Origin of the sequence: Arthrobacter sp. I3 (assembly GCF_000520575.1) — a bacterium.
GTDB lineage: Bacteria > Actinomycetota > Actinomycetes > Actinomycetales > Micrococcaceae > Arthrobacter > Arthrobacter humicola_A.
The window spans coordinates 210,054-229,083 of the sequence record NZ_KI914938.1 but is presented as its reverse complement, the minus strand read 5'-3'; the positions used below and the strand labels follow the sequence as shown (position 1 = coordinate 229,083).

General features: G+C 67.4%; 18 protein-coding genes. 8 read left to right on the top strand and 10 right to left on the bottom strand.

The genetic code is table 11. The features are described 5' to 3' along the window. The 3 genes from Y706_RS25795 to mca all read right to left on the bottom strand — a co-directional run. Window positions 1–1,097 (bottom strand): thioredoxin domain-containing protein (locus Y706_RS25795; RefSeq protein WP_156945169.1); only part of this gene is annotated, 1,097 nt, incomplete at its 3' end. After that, window positions 1,075–1,434, bottom strand: a complete 360-nt coding sequence (locus tag Y706_RS0115830) for a hypothetical protein (RefSeq protein ID WP_028277372.1) — start codon at window positions 1,432–1,434, stop codon at window positions 1,075–1,077. The genes Y706_RS25795 and Y706_RS0115830, both read right to left, overlap by 23 nt. A 105-nt stretch (window positions 1,435–1,539) precedes the next feature. Further along, window positions 1,540–2,445: a mycothiol conjugate amidase Mca gene (gene mca, locus Y706_RS0115825; RefSeq protein WP_028277371.1), complete on the bottom strand. Its 906-nt coding sequence runs from the start codon at window positions 2,443–2,445 to the stop codon at window positions 1,540–1,542. 116 nt (window positions 2,446–2,561) lie between these two features. Here mca and Y706_RS0115820 point away from each other — a divergent pair, with 116 nt between their 5' ends. Further along, window positions 2,562–3,014: a DUF4307 domain-containing protein gene (locus Y706_RS0115820; protein WP_028277370.1), complete on the top strand. Its 453-nt coding sequence runs from the start codon at window positions 2,562–2,564 to the stop codon at window positions 3,012–3,014. 229 nt (window positions 3,015–3,243) lie between these two features. Further along, on the top strand, window positions 3,244–3,738 hold the full coding sequence (gene greA, locus Y706_RS0115815; protein ID WP_028277369.1) for a transcription elongation factor GreA: 495 nt from the start codon (window positions 3,244–3,246) through the stop codon (window positions 3,736–3,738). A gap of 133 nt (window positions 3,739–3,871) precedes the next feature. Here the strand turns inward: greA and Y706_RS0115810 are convergent, their stop codons facing one another. The 4 genes from Y706_RS0115810 to Y706_RS0115795 all read right to left on the bottom strand — a co-directional run bounded on the left by Y706_RS0115810 (window position 3,872) and on the right by Y706_RS0115795 (window position 8,206). After that, complete coding sequence (locus Y706_RS0115810) at window positions 3,872–4,498, bottom strand: rhomboid family intramembrane serine protease (protein WP_028277368.1); 627 nt, start codon at window positions 4,496–4,498, stop codon at window positions 3,872–3,874. 5 nt (window positions 4,499–4,503) lie between these two features. Beyond that, window positions 4,504–5,742 carry a threonine ammonia-lyase gene (ilvA, locus tag Y706_RS0115805; protein ID WP_028277367.1) on the bottom strand — a complete coding sequence of 413 codons (1,239 nt, stop codon included), beginning with the start codon at window positions 5,740–5,742 and terminating at the stop codon, window positions 4,504–4,506. A 21-nt stretch (window positions 5,743–5,763) separates the two neighbouring features. Beyond that, window positions 5,764–7,077, bottom strand: a complete 1,314-nt coding sequence (locus Y706_RS0115800; protein ID WP_028277366.1) for an AI-2E family transporter — start codon at window positions 7,075–7,077, stop codon at window positions 5,764–5,766. Window positions 7,078–7,228: 151 nt separating this feature from the next. After that, entirely contained in the window at window positions 7,229–8,206 is a 978-nt protein-coding gene (locus Y706_RS0115795; protein WP_028277365.1) for an aldose 1-epimerase family protein, read from the bottom strand. A 90-nt stretch (window positions 8,207–8,296) separates the two neighbouring features. On the opposite strand from Y706_RS0115795, the gene galK reads away from it, so the two are divergent. Beyond that, window positions 8,297–9,457, top strand: coding sequence for a galactokinase (gene galK / locus Y706_RS0115790; RefSeq protein ID WP_028277364.1), 1,161 nt, complete (start codon window positions 8,297–8,299; stop codon window positions 9,455–9,457). Between the two features lie 20 nt (window positions 9,458–9,477). Beyond that, window positions 9,478–10,716 carry an acetyl-CoA C-acetyltransferase gene (locus Y706_RS0115785; protein WP_028277363.1) on the top strand — a complete coding sequence of 413 codons (1,239 nt, stop codon included), beginning with the start codon at window positions 9,478–9,480 and terminating at the stop codon, window positions 10,714–10,716. 91 nt (window positions 10,717–10,807) lie between these two features. On the opposite strand, the gene Y706_RS0115780 is transcribed toward Y706_RS0115785, so the two are convergent. Together Y706_RS0115780 and Y706_RS25790 are read right to left on the bottom strand one after the other, a co-directional pair. After that, window positions 10,808–11,725, bottom strand: coding sequence for a Bax inhibitor-1/YccA family protein (locus Y706_RS0115780; RefSeq protein ID WP_028277362.1), 918 nt, complete (start codon window positions 11,723–11,725; stop codon window positions 10,808–10,810). A gap of 149 nt (window positions 11,726–11,874) precedes the next feature. Continuing rightward, window positions 11,875–12,810, bottom strand: coding sequence for a hypothetical protein (locus tag Y706_RS25790; protein WP_156945161.1), 936 nt, complete (start codon window positions 12,808–12,810; stop codon window positions 11,875–11,877). Window positions 12,811–13,318: 508 nt separating this feature from the next. Here Y706_RS25790 and Y706_RS0115770 point away from each other — a divergent pair. The 4 genes from Y706_RS0115770 to Y706_RS0115755 are packed head-to-tail and all read left to right on the top strand — an operon-like array spanning window position 13,319 to window position 17,441. Then, window positions 13,319–14,602 carry a branched-chain amino acid ABC transporter permease gene (locus Y706_RS0115770; protein ID WP_028277361.1) on the top strand — a complete coding sequence of 428 codons (1,284 nt, stop codon included), beginning with the start codon at window positions 13,319–13,321 and terminating at the stop codon, window positions 14,600–14,602. A 9-nt stretch (window positions 14,603–14,611) separates the two neighbouring features. After that, complete coding sequence (locus Y706_RS0115765; protein ID WP_028277360.1) at window positions 14,612–15,580, top strand: branched-chain amino acid ABC transporter permease; 969 nt, start codon at window positions 14,612–14,614, stop codon at window positions 15,578–15,580. After that, window positions 15,577–16,671, top strand: a complete 1,095-nt coding sequence (locus Y706_RS0115760) for an ABC transporter ATP-binding protein (RefSeq protein ID WP_028277359.1) — start codon at window positions 15,577–15,579, stop codon at window positions 16,669–16,671. The genes Y706_RS0115765 and Y706_RS0115760 overlap by 4 nt, the downstream gene beginning before the upstream one ends. After that, a complete protein-coding gene (locus Y706_RS0115755) occupies window positions 16,668–17,441 on the top strand; it encodes an ABC transporter ATP-binding protein (protein WP_028277358.1) in 774 nt (257 codons plus the stop codon). Before Y706_RS0115760 ends, Y706_RS0115755 begins: the two co-directional genes overlap by 4 nt. 330 nt (window positions 17,442–17,771) lie before the next feature. Here Y706_RS0115755 and Y706_RS25785 read toward each other — a convergent pair. Further along, window positions 17,772–19,030, bottom strand: a 1,259-nt coding sequence (locus Y706_RS25785) for an ABC transporter substrate-binding protein (RefSeq protein ID WP_084476178.1), incomplete at its 5' end; no start/stop codon positions are given.

Below are 19,030 nucleotides of genomic sequence, written 5' to 3'. Positions count from 1 at the left end.
GCCGGTCCTGGCGCCGGGCCCGCCGCAGGTGCCAGCCCGAGGCGGGCAAGGAGCCAGTCGGCGGTAAGTCCGGCAATCCCGGCGGCCTCGGCCGCCGGGTACTCCGGCGTGCCGCCCAGCCGGGCCCAGTGGACATAGACGCGCAGCAACTGGGCGTTGTCGTAGAGCATTTTCTCGAAGTGCGGAACGGACCAGTCCGCCGTCACCGAATAGCGGGCGAAGCCGCCGTCGAGCTGGTCGAACAACGCCGAGCGGGACATTGCTGCCAGGCACCGACCGGCCATGTCCCGGGCCGCCGTCGCGGTCTCCAGGCCCGCGGAGTCCTGGCCCGCGGTGTCCGGCGCCGCTGCCGGCGGCATGCTGTCCGAGGGCACTGCGGCGTGACGGATCAGGAATTCGAGCACGGCCGCGGGCGGGAACTTCGGCGCGCCGCCGAAGCCGCCGTGGGCCCGGTCCTCGGCGCCGGAGAGGGCGGTGACGGCTTCGGCAAGGAGCGCCGCGTCCAGGGCCTCGGGCGGCCCGTCCAGATGCAGGGCGGCTGCCGGCTGGGACGCGGCGATGCCGCGCGCCAGGGTGTCGGCGTTGGCCTCGACGGCGCCGCGGCGTTCCGTCCAGGCCTCGTTCACGGCTTCAAGGACCTGCCGGAAGGACGGCCGGCCCGGCATGGGCCGGGGCGGGTAGTACGTGCCGGCATGGAAGGCCCGGCCATCGGGCAGGAGGAAGACGGACATCGGCCAGCCGCCCTCGCCGCTGATCGCCTGCGTCGCTGTCATGTAGACAGCATCGACGTCAGGGCGCTCTTCGCGGTCCACTTTGATGGAGACAAAGTGGGCGTTCAGGTAGTCGGCGGCGTCCCGGTCCTCAAAGGATTCATGGGCCATGACGTGGCACCAGTGGCAGGCCGCGTAGCCGATTGAGAGGAACACCGGCACGTCCCGGGCGGCAGCTGCGGCGAAGGCCGCGTCACCGAACGGCTGCCAGTGCACGGGGTTGCCGGCGTGCTGGCGCAGGTACGCAGAGGGTTCCGCCGCCAGGGCATTCGAGGCCCCGGACGGCGGGTTGGGGAATCCGCGGTCAGCGGGTTCCGGGTCCCGCATCGCCGTTGACTTCCGGCCGGTTAACCGCGCCGTCGGACCGGGAAACCCCGCCGTCGGCGGGGAAGGCGGTGCCGTCGGCAGGGAAGGCGGTGCCGTCGGCAGGGAATCCGGCGTCCCCGGCGGCCTCACGTTCTGCTTCCACCTGGGCACGGTAGCGGACCCGGCGGATGCGCCGCACCATGTCCACGATCAGCAGCGCGGTCAACACCACGATGAAGGCTGTCAGCAGGAAGCCCAGCAGACCCGGGGTGACCTGGTCCTCGGACAGGCCCGGGCGCAGCGACGGCGTAGGGGTCGGCGCCGGGGCTGTTGCGAGGGCGATGAGCAAGGAATGCACGGTGGGGAACCTTCTGTGGAACTGGGTGTCTTTACTGCGGTGACTTTTCTACAGCATCTTTTCTACAGCATCTTTTCTACACTGGATAGAAGAGCCCTTTCGTCTCTATCTTAGCCCGGCGAAGAGGTCCGTTTCCGGCAGATCTACGGGGATCCGGGATTCGATCAGGGAGTAGTCCTCCCACGGCCAGACCTTGCGTTGCATGGCCGAGGAGACCGCGAAGAAGAATCCTTCCGGGTCCACCTGGGTCCGGTGTGAGCGGAGTGCGTCGTCGCGGGCTTCGAAGAAATCGCCGCACTCGACCTGGGTTGTGGTGGCGTGTGTCGGCGGCGGCGGGGTATGCCCCTCGGCGTCCGCTTCCAGCCACGCAGCGAGCCGCTCGGCATACGGGGACTGCAGGCCGGCCTCCTCCAGCGCGGAGTGGAGGGCACGGAAACGGTCCGGGCTGAAGGCGCGGTCGTAGTAGAGCTTGCTGGGCTCCCAGGGTTCCCCGGCGTCCGGATACCGGGCAGGATCGCCGGCCGCCGCGAAGGCCTCGACGGCCACCCGGTGCGCCATGATGTGGTCCGGGTGCGGGTAGCCGCCGTTCTCGTCATAGCTGAGGATCACGTGGGGCTTGAAGTCCCGGACCAGCCGGACCAGCGGCGCGGCCGCCCGCTCCAGCGGCTGCAGGGCGAAGCACCCGGGCGGCAGGGCCGGCAGGGGGTCGCCCTCCGGCAGCCCGGAATCGACGAAGCCGAGCCAGCGCTGCCGGATGCCGAGGACGTTCGCGGCGGCGTCCATCTCCAGCCGGCGTGCCCCGGCCATGTCGCGTTTGGGGTGCGGTTGCCCCTCCATCGCGGGGTTCTGGATGTCGCCGCGGGAGCCGTCGGTGCACGTGGCCACCAGGACTTCCACGCCTGCGGCGGCATACATCGCCATCGTGGCGGCACCCTTGCTGGATTCGTCGTCGGGATGAGCATGGACCGCCAGCAGACGAAGCGGTGCTGACGGGCGGGGGGATGCTGTCATCGTGGGACGGCTCCTCTTTCTGCTGTGCTGCCCTGTTGGGTGCGTCTGTTGGTGTGCGGCTTGGTCTGTGCGGCCAGCCGGAAATATCCCGGTCCGATCCACACTAAACTGGACTGGTGACTTCCGAGGACCAGCCTGCCGCGCCGGCACCTAACAGCCTATCCAATCGTTACGGCGGCCAAAAGCGCGCGCTGTCCCGCAAGGTCAAACGCAACATCCTGATCGCCGCCCTCGCCGTGGGCATTGCCTTTCTGGCCTGGGTCTCGACGTCGGCGGCCATCGGCGGCGTCAGCTACAAGGATGTCGGCTACAGCACCCCCGACGCCACGGTCACGGAAATCGACTTCCAGGTCACGAAGGACCCGGCAGCGGAGGCGAAATGCGCTGTGAAGGCCATGGACTCGAAGTTCGCGATTGTCGGCTGGAAGGTTGTGGACATCGGGCCGAACGCGGCCGATGCCGGCACGGACGGCGGACGCACCACAGCCCACCGCGCCCAGCTGCGCACGGAATCCCAGGCGGTCTCCGCCGTCGTGGACAGCTGCTGGATTCCCGACGCCGGACAATAACGGGACCACAGGCCGCGGCAAGTGCCGGGCCGCGCACAGTGAAGCCGTCCGAGGCCGCCTGGGACACCGCCTGTAACACCGTGTGATCCACGCCGCAGTCCTCTTTGGTTTATCCACAGGATTGACTACAATGGATCAATACCTTTCCCCCGCTGAGCTGGTTACTGCGTCATAAAAGTGGCCACCGTGGCGGGGTCTTTGCTTGTATGACCACCCAAAGGAGAAGTCCGTGTCTACCACCAACAGCGCAACTGCGGCTTGGCTTACCCAGGAAGCTTTTGACCGCCTGAAGGCAGAGCTGGACAACCTTTCCGGCCCCGGCCGGGCAGAAATCGTCCAGAAGATCGAAGCGGCGCGCCAGGAGGGCGACCTCAAGGAGAACGGCGGCTACCACGCTGCCAAGGAGGAGCAGGGCAAGATCGAGGCCCGCATCCGCCAGCTCACGGCGCTCCTCCGGGACGCCCACGTCGGGGAGGCCCCGGCCGACGACGGCATCGTGGAGCCCGGCATGATCGTCGTGGCCAGGATTGCCGGCGACGAGGAGAGCTTCCTGCTCGGCTCCCGCGAAATTGCCGGCGACTCGGACCTGGATGTCTTCAGCGAGAAGTCCCCCCTCGGCGCGGCCATCGTCGGCCACAAGGAGGGCGACAAGCTCAGCTACACCGCCCCGAACGGCAAGGACATCACGGTGGAGATCATCTCCGCCAAGCCGTACGCGGGCTGATACCAGCGACATAACAGCGACGCCGGTCTCCCCTTAGCGGGGAGGCCGGCGTCGTGTTTTCCGCCCGTTGGCGGGGGCTGCTGGGGCCGGCGGGTTGGGCCGGAGTCCCCGGAGGTGTCCTCTACCCGGGTAGTCAGCGTCCCGCGGGCAGCGCCCCGGGACGCCTGGTGCTCAGCAGCAGCGCGGCTGTGATGCCGCCGATAGCCCCGCCCAGGTGGGCCTGCCACGAGACGAAACTGGCCACGGTGGGCAGGATTCCGAACAGGATGCCGCCATAGGCCATGAACAACACCACGGACAGGGCGATCTGCCACCAGTTCCGGTTGATGAAGCCGCGGACCAGGAGGAACGCGAAGAGCCCGAACACCAGCCCGGAGGCGCCCACGGTGACGCTGGCGCCGCCGATGAGCCACACCACGAGCCCGGATGCCAGCCAGCTGGCGGCCAGTGCGGTGATGAACACCCGGTGCCCGGAGAGGAACACGAGGAAGCCGAAGATGATCAACGGGAGCGTGTTGGACATCAGGTGGGCCAGGCTGGAGTGCAGCAGCGGAAAGGTCAGGATGTCCAGGATCCCGTCCAGGCTGCGCGGCCGCAGCCCGAAAGTGCGGTTCAGGGAGTGGAACAGTGCGGTGTTGAGGATCTCGATCAGGTAGAGCAGCACCACGAACGAGCCGACCACCAGCAGTCCCCGGCGGGCCCGCACCGCTGTGCTCTCCCCTTCCCGCGGCTCCCCGCCCCCAAACGAGTCCATCACCATGGCCCCTAGTGCACCACGATCGGCTGGAAACCCTCGGCGCGCAGCGCCGCCAGGACCTGGCTGCAGTGCTCGTGGCCCTTGGTTTCCAGGTTGACGGTGATGGAGACGTCGCCCATGCTGATGGAGCCGCCCACCCGGGTGTGGTCCAGGCCCGTGACGTTGGCGTCGTTCTCGGCGATGATGCGGGCGATCGTGGCCAGCGAGCCCGGACGGTCGTCCAGCATCATCCGCACGGTCATGTACCGGCCGGCGGCGGAGAGGCCGCGCTGGATGACCTTGAGCATCAGCATGGGGTCGATGTTGCCGCCGGAGAGGACCACCGCAACGGTTCCGGGATTTTCGATCTTGCCTTCCATGAGCGCCGCGACGCCGACGGCCCCGGCAGGTTCCACCACCATCTTGGCGCGTTCCAGCAGGAAGATCAGCGCCCGGGCCAGGGCGTCCTCGCTGACGGTGACGACGTCGTCGACAAGCTCGCGGATGATGCTGAACGGCAGCTGGCCCGGCCGGCCGACGGCGATGCCGTCGGCCATGGTGGAGACCTTTTTGAGCGGGACGAGGGCGTCGGCTGCGAGCGAGGGTGGATAGGCGGCGGCGTTTTCAGCCTGGACGCCGATGATGCGGATCTCGCGGCCGAGTTCCTTGGCGCGTGCCTTCACCGCGACGGCAACGCCCGCGAGGAGTCCGCCGCCGCCGACACCCATCAGGATGGTGTCGACGTCGGGGACCTGTTCGAGGATCTCCAGCCCGACAGTCCCTTGGCCGGCGACGACGTCGACGTCATCGAAGGGGTGGACAAAGACGGCACCGCTTTCGTCGGCGTAGCGCTTGGCTTCCGCCAGCGCCTCGTCCACGTTGTGGCCGTGCAGCACCACCTCGGCGCCGTGGCTGCGGGTGGCGGCGAGCTTGGGCAATGCGACGCCGAGCGGCATGTAGATCCGGGCCTTGATGCCCAGGCTCTTGGCTGCGACAGCCACGCCCTGGGCGTGGTTTCCGGCAGAGGCCGCCACGACGCCGCGCTTCTTTTCGGCGTCGGAGAGCTTGGCCATCCGCACGTAGGCGCCGCGGACCTTGAAGGAGCCGGCGCGCTGCAGGTTTTCGCACTTGAGGAAGACCTCGCCGCCGACCGTGCTGCCGAGGGCCCGCGATGATTCCACGGGCGTCCGCGTAATAATCCCGTCGAGCAGCTTCTGCGCCTCCAGGACATCGTCCAGCGTGACGGGCAGGCTCTCAAGGGTATTCACGAACTGTTCTCCTTCTTTGGATCAGGCGTCGGTGCCCCGTCCGGCATCGCTGCCCGGAGCACCGCTGTTGGGTGCGGCGCCCTCGCCGCCGGGGTTTGCGCCCGGCAGGTGGACGTCTGTGAAGGTGGTGTCTGCGCCGGGTTCGGGGGCAGAACCGCCCCCGGCTCCCGCGGTTGCCAACACTTCATCATGTTCCCACGTTCTGCCCGCAATGTAGCGAATCGACGAGTTTGCTACGGCAAGGATCGGAACGGAGAACAAGGCGCCGGGGATCCCGGCGAGGTAGGAGCCGGCCGCGACGGACAGGATCACGGCGACGGGGTGGAGGGAGACGGCCTTGCCCATGACGAGGGGCTGCAGGATGTGGCTTTCGAGCTGCTGGACGCCGAGCACGATCGCCAGCATGATGAGGGCGTTGACGGGCCCGTTGGCGACCAGCGCCAGCAGCACGGCGATCGCGCCGGTGAACAGCGCGCCGACCACCGGGATGAACGAACCGAGGAAGACCAGCACGCCCAGCGGCAGCGCGAGCGGCACGCCGATGATGGCGGCGCCGACGCCGATTCCCACGGCGTCCACGAAGGCGACGAACATTTGGATGCGTGCGTAGCTGACCATGGATGTCCAGCCGCGGCGGCCCGCGCCGTCCGTGGCCCGGCGCGCCTTCCGGGGCATGAGCCTGACGAGGAAGGCCCAGATCCTGTCGCCTTCGAGCAGGAAGAAGATCAGGATGAACAGCGCCAGGACCAGGCCGGCGGCGAAGTGCCCGGCGGTGCTCCCGAACGTCAGAGCCCCGCTGAGGATGCTGCTGCTGTTGTTCTGCAGGGCAGCGGTGGCGTCCTCGATGTACTTATCGATCTGGGCGGCCGTCAGGTGCAGCGGGCCTTCCGACAGCCAGGTCTGTACCTGCTGCACGCCCGTGAGCGCCTGGGACCACAGTTCGCCGAAGCCCTGCATGAGCTGGCGCCCGACCAGGGTCAGGGCACCGACGATGAGGCCGATGAAGCCGAGCACCGTGATGGCGACGGCGAGCCCCTTGGGCACGCGCCGGTTGGCCATCCAGCGCACTGCGGGGCTGAGGAGCCCCGAGAGGAGGGCGGCCACCATCACGGGGATGATGAGGAAGCTGACGTGGCTGAGCAGCCAGACCAGCAGCCCGATTACGAGCAGGATCAGCCCGCCGCGCCACGCCCAGGCGGCGGCGATCCGCACGCCGTAGGGAATGTCCTGGTCGATCTCCCGGTCGGTCCGTACCCGGGCCCCGGCGCGTGACCCGGTCCCGGCCGCGGAATAGGAGGGGCTTGTGGCAGGTGCGGCGTCCTCAGCTGGCGTCATAGCCCCATGATTCCGTAGGCGACGCCCAATAGGAAACCAGAAACCGGCAACCAGCAACCAGCACCGGGCTACGGCCCAGGCACGGGGCGACGGCCGAGGCACCGGCCCGGGGGCCGTTCATGGGGTCAGGCCGCCGGGTCAGCCCACAGCGTCAGCCGGCAGCGGCCGTCAGCGAGGCGGAGATGCCCCAGGTCATGGAGAACTGCTCCCCCGGCGCAAGCCAGCGCAGGCCCTCGCCGCTGTTGAACGCGTTGGCGGGACCGGTCATCGGCTCGATCGCGACCGCCTTCGACCGGCCCGGAAATTCCGTCGTCACGAAGACATGGACATACCCGCAGCTCGCGTCCTGCCACAGGCTCACCGTCCGCCCGTCGGCTGAGCGCAGCGTGTGCCGGGCGACGCCGCCGTCGAACTCCAGGTCCGTGTAGGCCGAATCGAGGTCCAGGGTCCCCACCGGCCGCCCGCCGCGCAGATCGAAGTCGCCGCTGACCGGTTCACTGCTGCGCGGGATGAGGCGGCCGTCGGCGACCAGCCTGGTCCGGGCGTCCACACTCACGGTGAGGTCCTCGCTGGGCACGTCGCCCAGCCGCAGGTACGGGTGCGCGCCGAGCACGAACGGCGCACGGTCCTGGGAGTCGTTGATCAGGGTTTGGCGCACCACCAGCCCCAGGTCCTCGGCCAGTTCGTAGCGGACCCGGTGCCGCAGAAGAAACGGGTAGCCGTGCTGCGGAAAAACCGCCGCCTCCAGGGTTACGGAGAACTCGTCCTCGTCCACGAGATCGTAGGAGGAGTTCCGCAGCAAACCATGGCTGGCGTTATTGCGGGAGACCTCGGTGATGTCCAGCTGCAGCTTCTTGCCGTTGAGGTGCCAGACGCCGCCCTCCACCCGGTTGGCCCAGGGTGCCAGCGTGATTCCGGTGGCGCCGGGCGCGATGTCGGCATCCCCGTAGGTTTCCGTCAGGGCGGTGTCTCCGCGGCTGTAGAGCCGCAGGCCGGCGGCGAGTTCGGTGACGACTGCCAGGGCGTCGCCGCGCCGGAGCTCGTACTGCCGGCCGGACGCGTACCTGCGCATCGTGTCATTGGCGGCGGATACAGTGCCGGATGCCGGGGGTGTCGCTGAGAGATCCATGGTGACCACCGTACAGCCCGCACCACACAAACAACCCCGCGAACCCGTATACCTTGGACCCATGACTTCCAGCAGCGCAGGAGCCAGGCCATGAATCAACCCCTGGACGGCCGCGGGCTCGCCGCCCGGTTTGAGACGGTCTTCGGCGCCCGGCCCGACGGCGTGTGGCAGGCACCGGGGCGGGTCAACCTCATCGGCGAGCACACCGATTACAACGAAGGCTTCGTCCTGCCGTTCGCCATCGACCGGGCGGCCCGGGTTGCCGTCCGGGTCCGGCCGGATTCCACGGTGCGGATGCTCTCCACGTTCGGCAACCAGGGGTTGACCACCGCGGAGACCGGCTCGCTGGCCCGCGCCAGTGCCAGGGGCTGGACAAAGTACCCGCTCGGGGTCATCTGGGCCCTGCAGCAGCGGGGACTTCAGGTTCCCGGCGTGGATCTGCTCCTGGATTCCGAGGTTCCGCGAGGGGCCGGCCTGTCGTCCTCCCACGCCATCGAATGCGCCGTGATTTCGGCGCTGAACGGGCTCATGGACGCCGGCCTCTCCGTGCAGGACATGGTCCTGGCCACCCAGCGGGCGGAGAATGACTTCGTCGGCGCGCCGACCGGCATCATGGACCAGTCCGCCTCGCTCCGGGCCACTGCCGGCCACGCCGTCTTCCTCGACTGCCGGGACCAGAGTGTCCGGCTGGTGCCGTTCGACGCCGATGCCGCGGGACTGGTGCTGCTGGTTATCGACACCCGGGTTTCCCATTCCCACGCCGACGGCGGCTATGCGGCCCGCCGGGAATCGTGCGAACTCGCCGCCGAGGTCCTTGGCGTGCGGGCGCTGCGCGACGTCGGGCTCGAGGACCTCGAGGAGGCCAGCGGGCTTCTGGACCAGGAGACCTTCCGCCGGCTCCGGCATGTTGTCACCGAGAACCAGCGCGTGCTGCAGACGGTGGAGCTGCTGGACACCCGGGGCCCGGCCGCCATCGGCCCCTTGCTCGACGCGTCCCATGCCTCGATGCGCGATGATTTCGAGATCTCCTGCGCGGAGCTGGATCTTGCCGTGGACACGGCGCGGTCGGCCGGCGCGATCGGCGCCCGCATGACCGGCGGCGGCTTCGGCGGCTCCGCGATCGCCCTGACCCCGGCGGGATCGGCGCAGCAGGTGCGCTCCGCCGTCGAACGTGCCTTCGCCCGGGCCGGGTATGCCGCGCCGGAGATCTTCAGCGTCAGCCCCGCGGCCGGAGCCATGCGGCTGGCCTAGGCGGGGCGTAGTCTGGGCGCATGCCAGAAGCTGTCATCGTTTCTACTGCCCGGAGCCCGATCGGCCGTGCGTTCAAAGGGTCCCTGAAAGACGAACGGCCGGACGATCTCGCCGCGGCCATGATCACGGCGGCCCTCGCCGGGATTCCGCAGTTCGACGCCGCCGCCGGGCCCGGCCACGGCCTGGACGACATCTATCTGGGGTGCGCCGAGCCAAGCGGCGAGGCCGGCTCCAACATGGCCCGTGTGGTCAGCATCCTGGCCGGGCTGGACAACGTTCCGGCCGCCACCATCAACCGTTTTTGTGCCTCCAGCCTGCAGACGCTCCGGATGGCCTTCCACGCCATCAAGGCCGGCGAAGGCCAGGCGTTCGTGGCCGCCGGGGTTGAGGCCGTGTCGCGCTACCGGGACTGGGCCGGTGCCGGCGAGACCGACGCCAGCACGCACAATCCGCGCTTTGAGGCGGCCCGGAAACGCACCGAGGCCCGCGCGGCCGCCAACACGCCGTGGACCGACCCGCGGCTGGGCGGCCGGATGCCGGACGTGTACATCGCCATGGGCCAGACGGCGGAGAACGTCGCCACAAGCTACGGCATCACCCGTCAGGAGCAGGACGCCTGGGCGGTGCTCAGCCAGAACCGGGCCGAGGCGGCCATCGCCTCCGGGTTCTACGCCCGCGAAATCACCCCTTATACCCGCGCCGACGGCTCGGTGGTGGACCGCGACGATTCACCGCGTCCCGGTGTGACAGCAGAGGCGGTCGGCGCCCTGCAGCCCGTTTTCCGCAGCGGCGGCACCGTGACAGCCGGGAACGCGTGCCCGCTCAACGACGGGGCCGCCGCCGTCGTGGTTATGAGTGATTCTCGCGCCCGCGAACTGGGCCTCGAGCCGCTTGCCCGGATCGTCTCCACCGGTGTCAGCGCCCTGTCCCCGGAGTTGATGGGCATGGGGCCGGTGGAAGCGACCCGCAGGGCGCTCACGATCGCCGGACTGACCATCGGGGACATCGACCTTGTGGAGCTCAACGAGGCCTTCGCGGTCCAGGTGGTGGCCAGCGCCCGGGAGCTCGGCATCGATCCGGAGATGCTCAATGTCCACGGCGGCGCCATCGCGCTTGGCCATCCCTTCGGGATGACCGGCGCACGCATGACCACTACGCTGCTCAACGGGCTCCGCGCCCGCGACGCCTCCCTCGGCCTGGCCACGCTGTGCGTCGGCGGCGGCCAGGGCATGGCGGTTGTGTTCGAGAGGCTCAGCTGACGGCTTCCTGCTGAGCCGAATACGCGAGAGGAGCCCCGCCATTGGGCGGGGCTCCTCGCGGGAAATCAGGGTCGTTCAGGAACGACGCCGGTCAGTCGTCGCCGCGCAGAATGGCCAGGAGTCGGATGATTTCCACGTAGAGCCAGACCAGCGTGACCGTGAGGCCGAAGGCTGCGGTCCAGGAGAAGCGCTGCGGGGCGCCGGCGTTGATGGCCGCCTCGATCGACGTGAAGTCCATGATCAGGGAGAAGGCGGCCAGGCCGATCGCCAGGAAGCCGATGAAGACGCCGAGCGGGATGCCCATGATCTCCACGCTGGTGCTCAGGCCAAACGGCGTGGTCACGGCCCCGGTCATCATCATGACGACGTTGACGAGCGCAAACACCGCATAGCCGATCAGGGCGATCATGAAGAACCGCATTAGCTTGGGCGTCGCCCGGACCTTGCCGCTCTTGAACAGCACCAGCGTCACGGCGAAGACGGACAGCGTCCCGACGACGGCCTGGATGCCGACTCCCGGGAACAGGTTGTCAAGGATGCGGGTCAGGCCGCCGAGGAAGAACCCTTCGAGCAGGGCGTAGGCCAGGATCAGTCCGGGCGACGGCTGCTTCTTGAAGGTGTTGACCATTGCCAGGGCGAAGCCGCCGAGGGCTCCGAGGATCATCAGCATGGATCCGGTGCCCTGCGGAACGGCGAGCGCCACTGCCGCGCCGACTACCAGGATGCCGAGGCATCCGGCGGTCTTGACGATGACGTCGTCGTACGTCATCCGTCCAATGTCAGCCGGCCCGGCCGCCGGGCGGTTGTACAGGTCCTGGAGCTGTTCCTGGGTCATGCCCTGCTGGGCCGAAATCCACCCGCCCTGGCCCGGGGCCTGGCCGTAAGCGGTCTGGCCATACGGGTTCTGACCGTACGGGTTCTGACCGTATGGGGCCTGCGGGGCAGGCGGTGCCTGGGTGGCTTCGCGGAAATTCTTTCCGCTGAAGATCGGGTTTCCGCCATGTGCCATTGCGGGTGTCCTCCAAAATAAGGGGGTGGGTGATGTTCCGGTGCGATGCGGACTAGACGAATTGCGATTTTATATAGTCACGCTACCAATTCCCACGGCTGACAGGGAGGGATAGTTCCCCACGGGGGCCGCCGCAACCGAACCGTGATCTAGGTCAGCGGGTTTTTCAGGCCGAGCATGTCCGCGGACGCCGGCCTCCCCATGCGGCTCGCGAGAGTGCGGCTCGTGACTGTGCCGGCCGCCAGCAGGCCGGACTGACCGTCACCGTGGAAATCGTCGAACCGCTGCGACGGGTCACCCTTCGGCTCCGGGAGCGGGCCGGGAACCGGCGCCGGCGTTCCCGTGCCGCTGTTGATAATGACGTCGTCGATGTAGATGTCGGCCATTTGCTGATCGTGTTCGGAGCCGAGCTGGAGCGTGTCGAGCGTGGTCGCGGAAATACTGACAGTGCCGGCGTAGACCGAACGCCCGTCCCACCAGATTTGGACGTTGGTCCCGGGGCCGTTGGGGACCACGTGCATGACGAGCCGGTGCCAGGAGTCAGTCGGGACGTCCCGCCGCAAGGTGGTGTAGGCGAACCCTGCGGGTGACGAGGTACGGAGCACGAGCTCATGGGAGATGTTCTGCCGGAAAACATCCAGGACGCGGACTCCGCCGGCAAAGAACCGGAAGTAGGGAACATTGTTTCCCGCCATTCCTTCGGCGGCGATGTTGAACCAGCCGTCCGCATATGCCTCCGTGGTCCCGGGGGTCAAGCCCACCGTCAGCCTGGCGATGGAGCCCGGCACCGCGGTGGTGTGCAGGAGGGCGGCACAGTTCCCGGAGTGCGAGAGCCCGGTGGACACCGAGGCGCTCCCCGTCCCGGCCGCGGAAATGCCGAACCCGTCCAGGGTGCCTGCCTCAAAGCTGGACGCCGCGGCCTGGATCCCTGGATAGGGGTCCCTGAGTGCCTCCGTGGAGGGAACGCAGGCCTGCGCCCCGGCGGTTTCGGGTCCCAGGCTGAGCGCCGGGAGGCCCAGGATCGCCAGTACAAGCGAACCCGCGAGGCACAGCTTGACCACCCGGTTCATCAGTCGGCCCTCCACGATCGGCCCCTGCCTTCGGCGCCGGCCGGATTCCGGAACGAACGGACTCGGGTTCTGGCGCTCTTCGCACCATAACGCCGGCGGGCTTGGAAAAAGCTTGGGGGTGGCGGTTCCGCGGGCCGGAGCGTACGTGCCCGGCCGCCCGCGCCAGCCCCGGGCGACCCGGCGAATTGGGGGGCGGGCGGGCCACTGTTTAGGCATACTCGGAATCAACAAAAGTTTTCTTTAGCTGGGCTACAGCAAGGTGTCGGCGGCGCTACACGGTTGTTACCCGATCGCGACGTTCTCCCTGCTCGCAGCGGCATTCTTTGGGTCGCCCGGGCTGTAGCATAGGCCACACAGGGTGACGGACATCACAACACGTGATCGTAGTGCCAGACGCTCGTCCCCTGACCGTTCGCAACGGTTGCAAAGGCGCAACCCACAGCACCCCCATGTGGAGGTTTTCAATTTGAGAAGCACAACGAGCGGCCTGTCGCAGAGACGGCGCGGCAGACTATTGAGGGCTGTGGGGTCAGTATTCGCCGCCACGGCTGCGCTACTGCTCATCGTGGCCCCGGCGTCCAGCGCCACGACCCCCTCGCCGACACCATCCCCGTCGGCCACCCAGTTCACGAACAGCATCAGCGGCTTCCTGCGCGGCGACGACCGCGCACCGATCCCCGGGGTGACCATCACCGCCACGAGCGGCGATTTCACGGGAACCACGAAATCGGGAGCCAACGGCGCCTGGACCATCGGCGTCCCCACCCAGGGAACCTACGAGGTCAAACTCGATGAGTCCACGCTTCCGCAGGGCATCAAACTGGCCGAGGGCCAGGAGAACCCCCGCAACGTCACCTTCAGCCAGACCTCAAACCTCTCGGTGATCTTCACGTTTGGCAAGGGCATTGTCGTGGAGCAACAGAACTTCATGCAAAACCTGCTCAACCGGCTGGTAGCAGGCCTGAGCTTCGGCCTGTTGCTCGCCCTCGCGTCCGTGGGCCTGTCCCTGATCTTCGGCACCACCGGCCTGACCAACTTCGCGCACGGAGAAATGGTCACCCTCGGCGCGGTACTGGTGTTCGCCTTCAACCAGATGCACCTGCCGTTCTGGCTGGCCGTCATCCTGGCCGTCATCGGCGGCGGATTGTTCGGCTACGTCCAGGATGCGGGCCTGTGGAAGCCGCTGCGGCGCCGCGGAACCGGGCTTGTTCCGATGATGATCGTCAGCATCGGCCTGGCCCTGTCCGTGCGCTACATCATCCAGTTCTACTTCGGCGGCGCCACCCAGCAACTGCCGTTCGCCCAGAGCGTGGAAATCCTGATCGGCCCGATCTCCATCTCCCCCAACAACCTCTTGTCCCTCCTCGTCAGCGCCGTCGTGATCGCCGCCCTCGGCGTCGTCCTGCTCAAGACCCGCCTCGGCAAGGCCACCCGCGCGGTGGCCGACAACCCGGCGCTGGCCGCGGCCTCCGGCATCGACGTCGACTCCGTCATCCGGATCGTCTGGGTGGTCGGCGGCATGCTCGCCGCCCTCGGCGGCATCCTCTGGGCCTACTACCGTCCCGGCGTCACCTTCGACATGGGCTCGCAGATCCTGCTGCTCATCTTCGCCAGCGTCACCCTCGGCGGCCTCGGCACAGTCTGGGGCGCCCTGGTCGGTTCCATCATCGTCGGCATCTTCGTTGAGCTGACCACCGTGTTCGGCCTCGCCGCCGACCTCAAATACGTGGGAGCGTTGTTCATCATGATTGTTGTCCTCTTGTTCCGCCCTCAGGGCATTCTGGGCCGCAAAGAGCGCGTGGGTTAGGAGACAGCCATGGACTTCGGATTCATATTTTCCAGCGCCGCCGGTGAACTTTTCAGCCCGACGACAGCTGCCTACGCCCTGGCCACCCTCGGCCTCGCGGTTCACTTCGGCTACACCGGCCTGCTCAACTTCGGCCAGGCAGGCTTCATGGCAGTGGGAGCCTACGGCTTCGCCATCTCCACCCTGACGTTCCATGTGCCGTTCTTCGTCGGACTGCTCATCGCCGTCGTCGCGTCCGCCATCTTCGCCCTGCTGCTGGGCATCCCGACGCTGCGGCTGCGGGCGGACTACCTGGCCATCGTGACCATCGCGGCGGCCGAAATCGTGCGCTACATCGTCACGACCAACCAGCTGACCGCCATCACCGGCTCGGCCAACGGCCTGGCCGCCTTCGAGGGCGATTTCTACGCCATGAATCCCTTCCCGCCGGGGACCTACGTTGGCATGAACAACCGCGACTTCTTCATCCGGGTGGTCGCCTGGGCAGTCGTGGCCGTCTTCTGCACCCTGGTCTGGCTGCTGATGCGAAGCCCCTGGGGCCGGGTACTCAAGGGCATCCGCGAGGACGAGAACGCCGTCCGCTCGCTCGGCAAGAACGTGTACGCCTACAAGATGCAGTCCCTGATCATCGGCGGCGCGCTCGGAGCCCTGGCAGGCATGATCTTCACGATTCCCCGCGGCGCGGTGCAGCCTGCCAACTACGGCACGGAATTGACGTTCTTCCTCTACACCTGCCTGCTGCTCGGCGGGCTCGGCACTGTGCTCGGCCCGGTGGTCGGCGCGATGATCTTCTGGGTGGTGCTCTCGCTTACCCAGGGCATCCTCTACGGCCTGATCGAGTCCGGCACCATCACGTGGCTGAACACGGTCCAGGCCGGGCAGCTGCGTTACATCCTGGTCGGCGTGGCGCTCATGCTGCTAATGATCTTCAGGCCCCAGGGCGTTCTCGGCAATAAGAAGGAGCTGGCATTCGCATGAGCATTCCAAGCGAAGAGTCACGGGACGAACCCCGCACGTCGGAAGAGATCGACTACATGACGGACAACCGTCCGATCGCCGCCGGCGAGATCGCGCCCGGCTGCAAGAAGCGTGATCCGATCGTGGTGGCAGAAAACGTCACCCGCACCTTCGGCGGCATCAACGCCGTCGACGTCCAGTACCTCGAGATCCCGCGGCACAAGATCACCGCACTGATCGGCCCCAACGGCGCCGGCAAGACCACCTTGTTCAACCTGCTGACGGGATTCGATACACCGAACTCGGGTACATGGCAGTTCGAAGGCAACAACATCGCCGGCGTCTCCTCGTACAAGGTTGCCCGGATGGGGATGGTGCGCACGTTCCAGCTCACCAAGGTCATGGGCAAGCTCACCGTCATGGAGAACATGCGCCTCGGCGCCTCCAGCCAGTCCGGCGAACGGCTGTCCAAGGCTTTGTTCAAGGGCATCTGGGGCGGCCAGGAAAAGAAGATCACCCAGGAAGCCAACGTGCTGCTGGAGAAGTTCAAACTGGACGCCAAGAGGGACGACTACGCGGCGTCACTCTCCGGCGGGCAGCGGAAGCTGCTGGAAATGGCCCGCTCCCTCATGGTGCGGCCCAAGCTGGTCATGCTCGACGAGCCGATGGCCGGCGTCAACCCGGCGCTGACGCAGTCGCTGCTGGACCACATCAAGAACCTCAAGGCCGAGGGCATGACCGTCTTGTTCGTCGAGCACGACATGAACATGGTCCGCCACATCGCCGACTGGGTGGTGGTGATGGCAGAGGGCAAGATCGTGGCCGAAGGGCCTCCCGCCGAAGTCATGAAGAACCCCGCCGTGATCGACGCCTACCTCGGCGCCCACCACGACGTGGATCTCGGCGACGCCGAGGGCATCAAGGAACTGGCCGCGGAGCTGGTCGCCGACGAGGAATCGATTGTCGGCACTGAAAACGCCGGCATCATCTCCGCCGACGTCCTCACCACCGAGGCGGAGGAGACGGCGAACGGGACGACGCGCGGCCGCCGCAGCGCCGGAGAGCCGAACCGCGCCGAAGAGCCAAACCGCACAGAGAAGGACGAAGAATGAGCGCCACCAGCGCGGCACCGGCCGCCCAGGCCGCCTTCGATGGCGACTCGGTCGTGAAGGTCACCGATCTGGTGGCTGGTTACATCCCCGGCGTCAATATCCTCAACGGCTGCAGCATCGAGGCCCGCAAGGGTGAGCTGATCGGCATCATCGGCCCCAACGGCGCCGGCAAGTCCACGCTGCTGAAGGCCATGTTTGGCCTGGTCAAGGTCCACTCCGGCTCGGTGGTGGTCCGCGGGCAGGACATCACCGGGCTCAAGGCCAACAAGCTGGTCAGCAAGGGCGTCGGCTTCGTTCCGCAGAACAACAACGTGTTCGCCGCCCTGACCATCGAGGAAAACATGCAGATGGGCATGTTCCAGCGGCCCAAGGACTTCGCCCAACGGTTCGAATTTGTCTCCGAACTGTTCCCGGAGCTCGCCAAACGGCGCGCCCAGCGTGCCGGCTCGCTCTCCGGCGGCGAACGCCAGATGGTCGCCATGGGACGGGCCCTCATGATGGACCCGGCCGTTCTGCTGCTCGATGAGCCCTCCGCGGGCCTCTCCCCTGTCAAGCAGGATGAGACCTTCCTCCGGGTCCACGAGATCAACCGGGCCGGCGTCTCCGTCATCATGGTGGAACAAAACGCGCGCCGCTGCCTGCAGATCTGCGACCGCGCCTACGTGCTGGACCAGGGCAAGGATGCGTACACAGGTACTGGCCGGGAGCTCATGAAGGATCCCAAGGTCATCCAGCTCTACCTGGGGACGCTCGCAGACACTGTCGAATAGCGCTTCGGGCAGTATCCCCACAGGGGCCGTCACCAGCCGGTGGCGGCCCTTGTGCGTGCCCGGCGCTTTCACAAGCGCCTGCCTCCGTCGCCCTCAGCGTTTGTCTCACCGGCCGCTCTCCCGGCAGGACGGCGACGGCGTCACGCAGCGCAGGTTTATGGACGGGGACCTTGAGGGCGTAGCTGGCATTCCGGCGTCAGCTGTCCGATGCCGGCCTACTGGCTGCCGTGCTTGATGCCTGGCCCGTACGGACGCTGGCCCGCTCCCCCGCACACAAAAGACCCCCGTCCGGACTGGACGGGGGTCTTCTGTTAGTCGGGGGGAAGCGGCTTACAGCTTGCCGAATTCTTCCTTGACCGGCTTGTAGGTGTTGTCATCCTGGTACTCGTAGATGCCGATGTAAGCTTCCGTCGGGTCGCCGGCGTCGGAGAACGTTACGGGGCCGGACTGGCCGTCGTAGTCGATGTCCTTACCGTTGCGGAGCAGGGTGACGCAGCTCGGGAAGGTGTTGCACTTCTCGCCGCCCTCAGAGACTGCCTTGAGCTGGGCTGCGATGTCGGTGCCCTTGGTGCTCTTGGCTGCCTCGGCCGCCAGTGCGATCAGGTTCACTGCGTCGTAGGACTCGCCGGAGTAGCTGTAGTCCTTCAGCGCCGGGTCAATCCCCAGGAGCTTCTTCTTGAAGTCCTCCTTGGCGAAGGTGCCCGGGATGGTGCCCTGGGCGCCCTTCAGGGTTCCTGCCTGGAAGTCCTTGCTGTAATCGGACATGTTGCCGTCCACCATGAAGATCTGGGTCGGCTTGACGCCCTTGCCCGTCATCAGCGGAACGATGCTCTTGGCCTGGTCGAAGGTGATCAGGGCAATGGCATCCGGCTTGGCGGCGAGAACCTTGTCCACCTGGCTGCTGAACTGGGAATCGCCTTCATTGAACAGCTCCTGGGCAACAACCTTGCCGCCGGCCGCCTCGAAAGCTGCCTGGACGTTCTTCGCAAGGCCGGTTCCGTAGGCGTCGTTCAGGACGATCATGCCGACCGTCTGGGCGCCACAGGTGGCCATGTAGTTGCCGAGGACCTTGCCCTGGAGCACGTCCGAGGGCGCGGTGCGCCAGTAGAGGCCCTTGTCATCCCACGCCGTGAAGTCCGGGGAGGTGTTGGCCGGGGAGAACTGGACGACGCCGGCACCGGTGATCTGGTTGATCACGGTCTTGGAGACACCCGAGGAGGCGGCGCCGACGATTGCGCTGACGCCCTGTCCGAGCAGTGCCGTGGTGGACTGGGTGGCGATGTCGGTCTTGGTGTCGCCGGAGTCACGGTGGATGACCTCTACCGGCTTGCCCAGGACGCCGCCGGCATCGTTGACCTCCTTGATGCCGAGGTTGACACCTGCAATTTCGGGCGGGCCGAGGAAGGCCAGCGAACCCGTCGTCGGCAGGAGCGAGCCGATCTTCAGGGGCGTGGGGGTGGTGGTGGCCGAGGCGGGCACAGTGCCCGCTTCGCCGGCGGCGCTGGTACCGCCACCGGTGGCGCTGGGAGCCGGGCACGCGATTCCCGCGGCCGCGGCTGAGCTGGATCCCGACGAACTCGGGGCGGGTG

Bases quoted from the DNA above. Each gene is read 5' to 3' on its own strand.
- Y706_RS0115795 (WP_028277365.1), bottom strand. From the start codon at position 8,206: ATGGATCTCTCAGCGACACCCCCGGCATCCGGCACTGTATCCGCCGCC.
- Y706_RS0115760 (WP_028277359.1), top strand. From the start codon at position 15,577: ATGAGCATTCCAAGCGAAGAGTCACGGGACGAACCCCGCACGTCGGAA.
- Y706_RS0115800 (WP_028277366.1), bottom strand. From the start codon at position 7,077: ATGACGCCAGCTGAGGACGCCGCACCTGCCACAAGCCCCTCCTATTCC.
- Y706_RS0115785 (WP_028277363.1), top strand. From the start codon at position 9,478: ATGCCAGAAGCTGTCATCGTTTCTACTGCCCGGAGCCCGATCGGCCGT.
- Y706_RS0115755 (WP_028277358.1), top strand. From the start codon at position 16,668: ATGAGCGCCACCAGCGCGGCACCGGCCGCCCAGGCCGCCTTCGATGGC.
- mca (WP_028277371.1), bottom strand. From the start codon at position 2,445: ATGACAGCATCCCCCCGCCCGTCAGCACCGCTTCGTCTGCTGGCGGTC.
- Y706_RS0115780 (WP_028277362.1), bottom strand. From the start codon at position 11,725: ATGGCACATGGCGGAAACCCGATCTTCAGCGGAAAGAATTTCCGCGAA.
- galK (WP_028277364.1), top strand. From the start codon at position 8,297: ATGAATCAACCCCTGGACGGCCGCGGGCTCGCCGCCCGGTTTGAGACG.
- Y706_RS0115810 (WP_028277368.1), bottom strand. From the start codon at position 4,498: ATGGTGATGGACTCGTTTGGGGGCGGGGAGCCGCGGGAAGGGGAGAGC.
- Y706_RS0115765 (WP_028277360.1), top strand. From the start codon at position 14,612: ATGGACTTCGGATTCATATTTTCCAGCGCCGCCGGTGAACTTTTCAGC.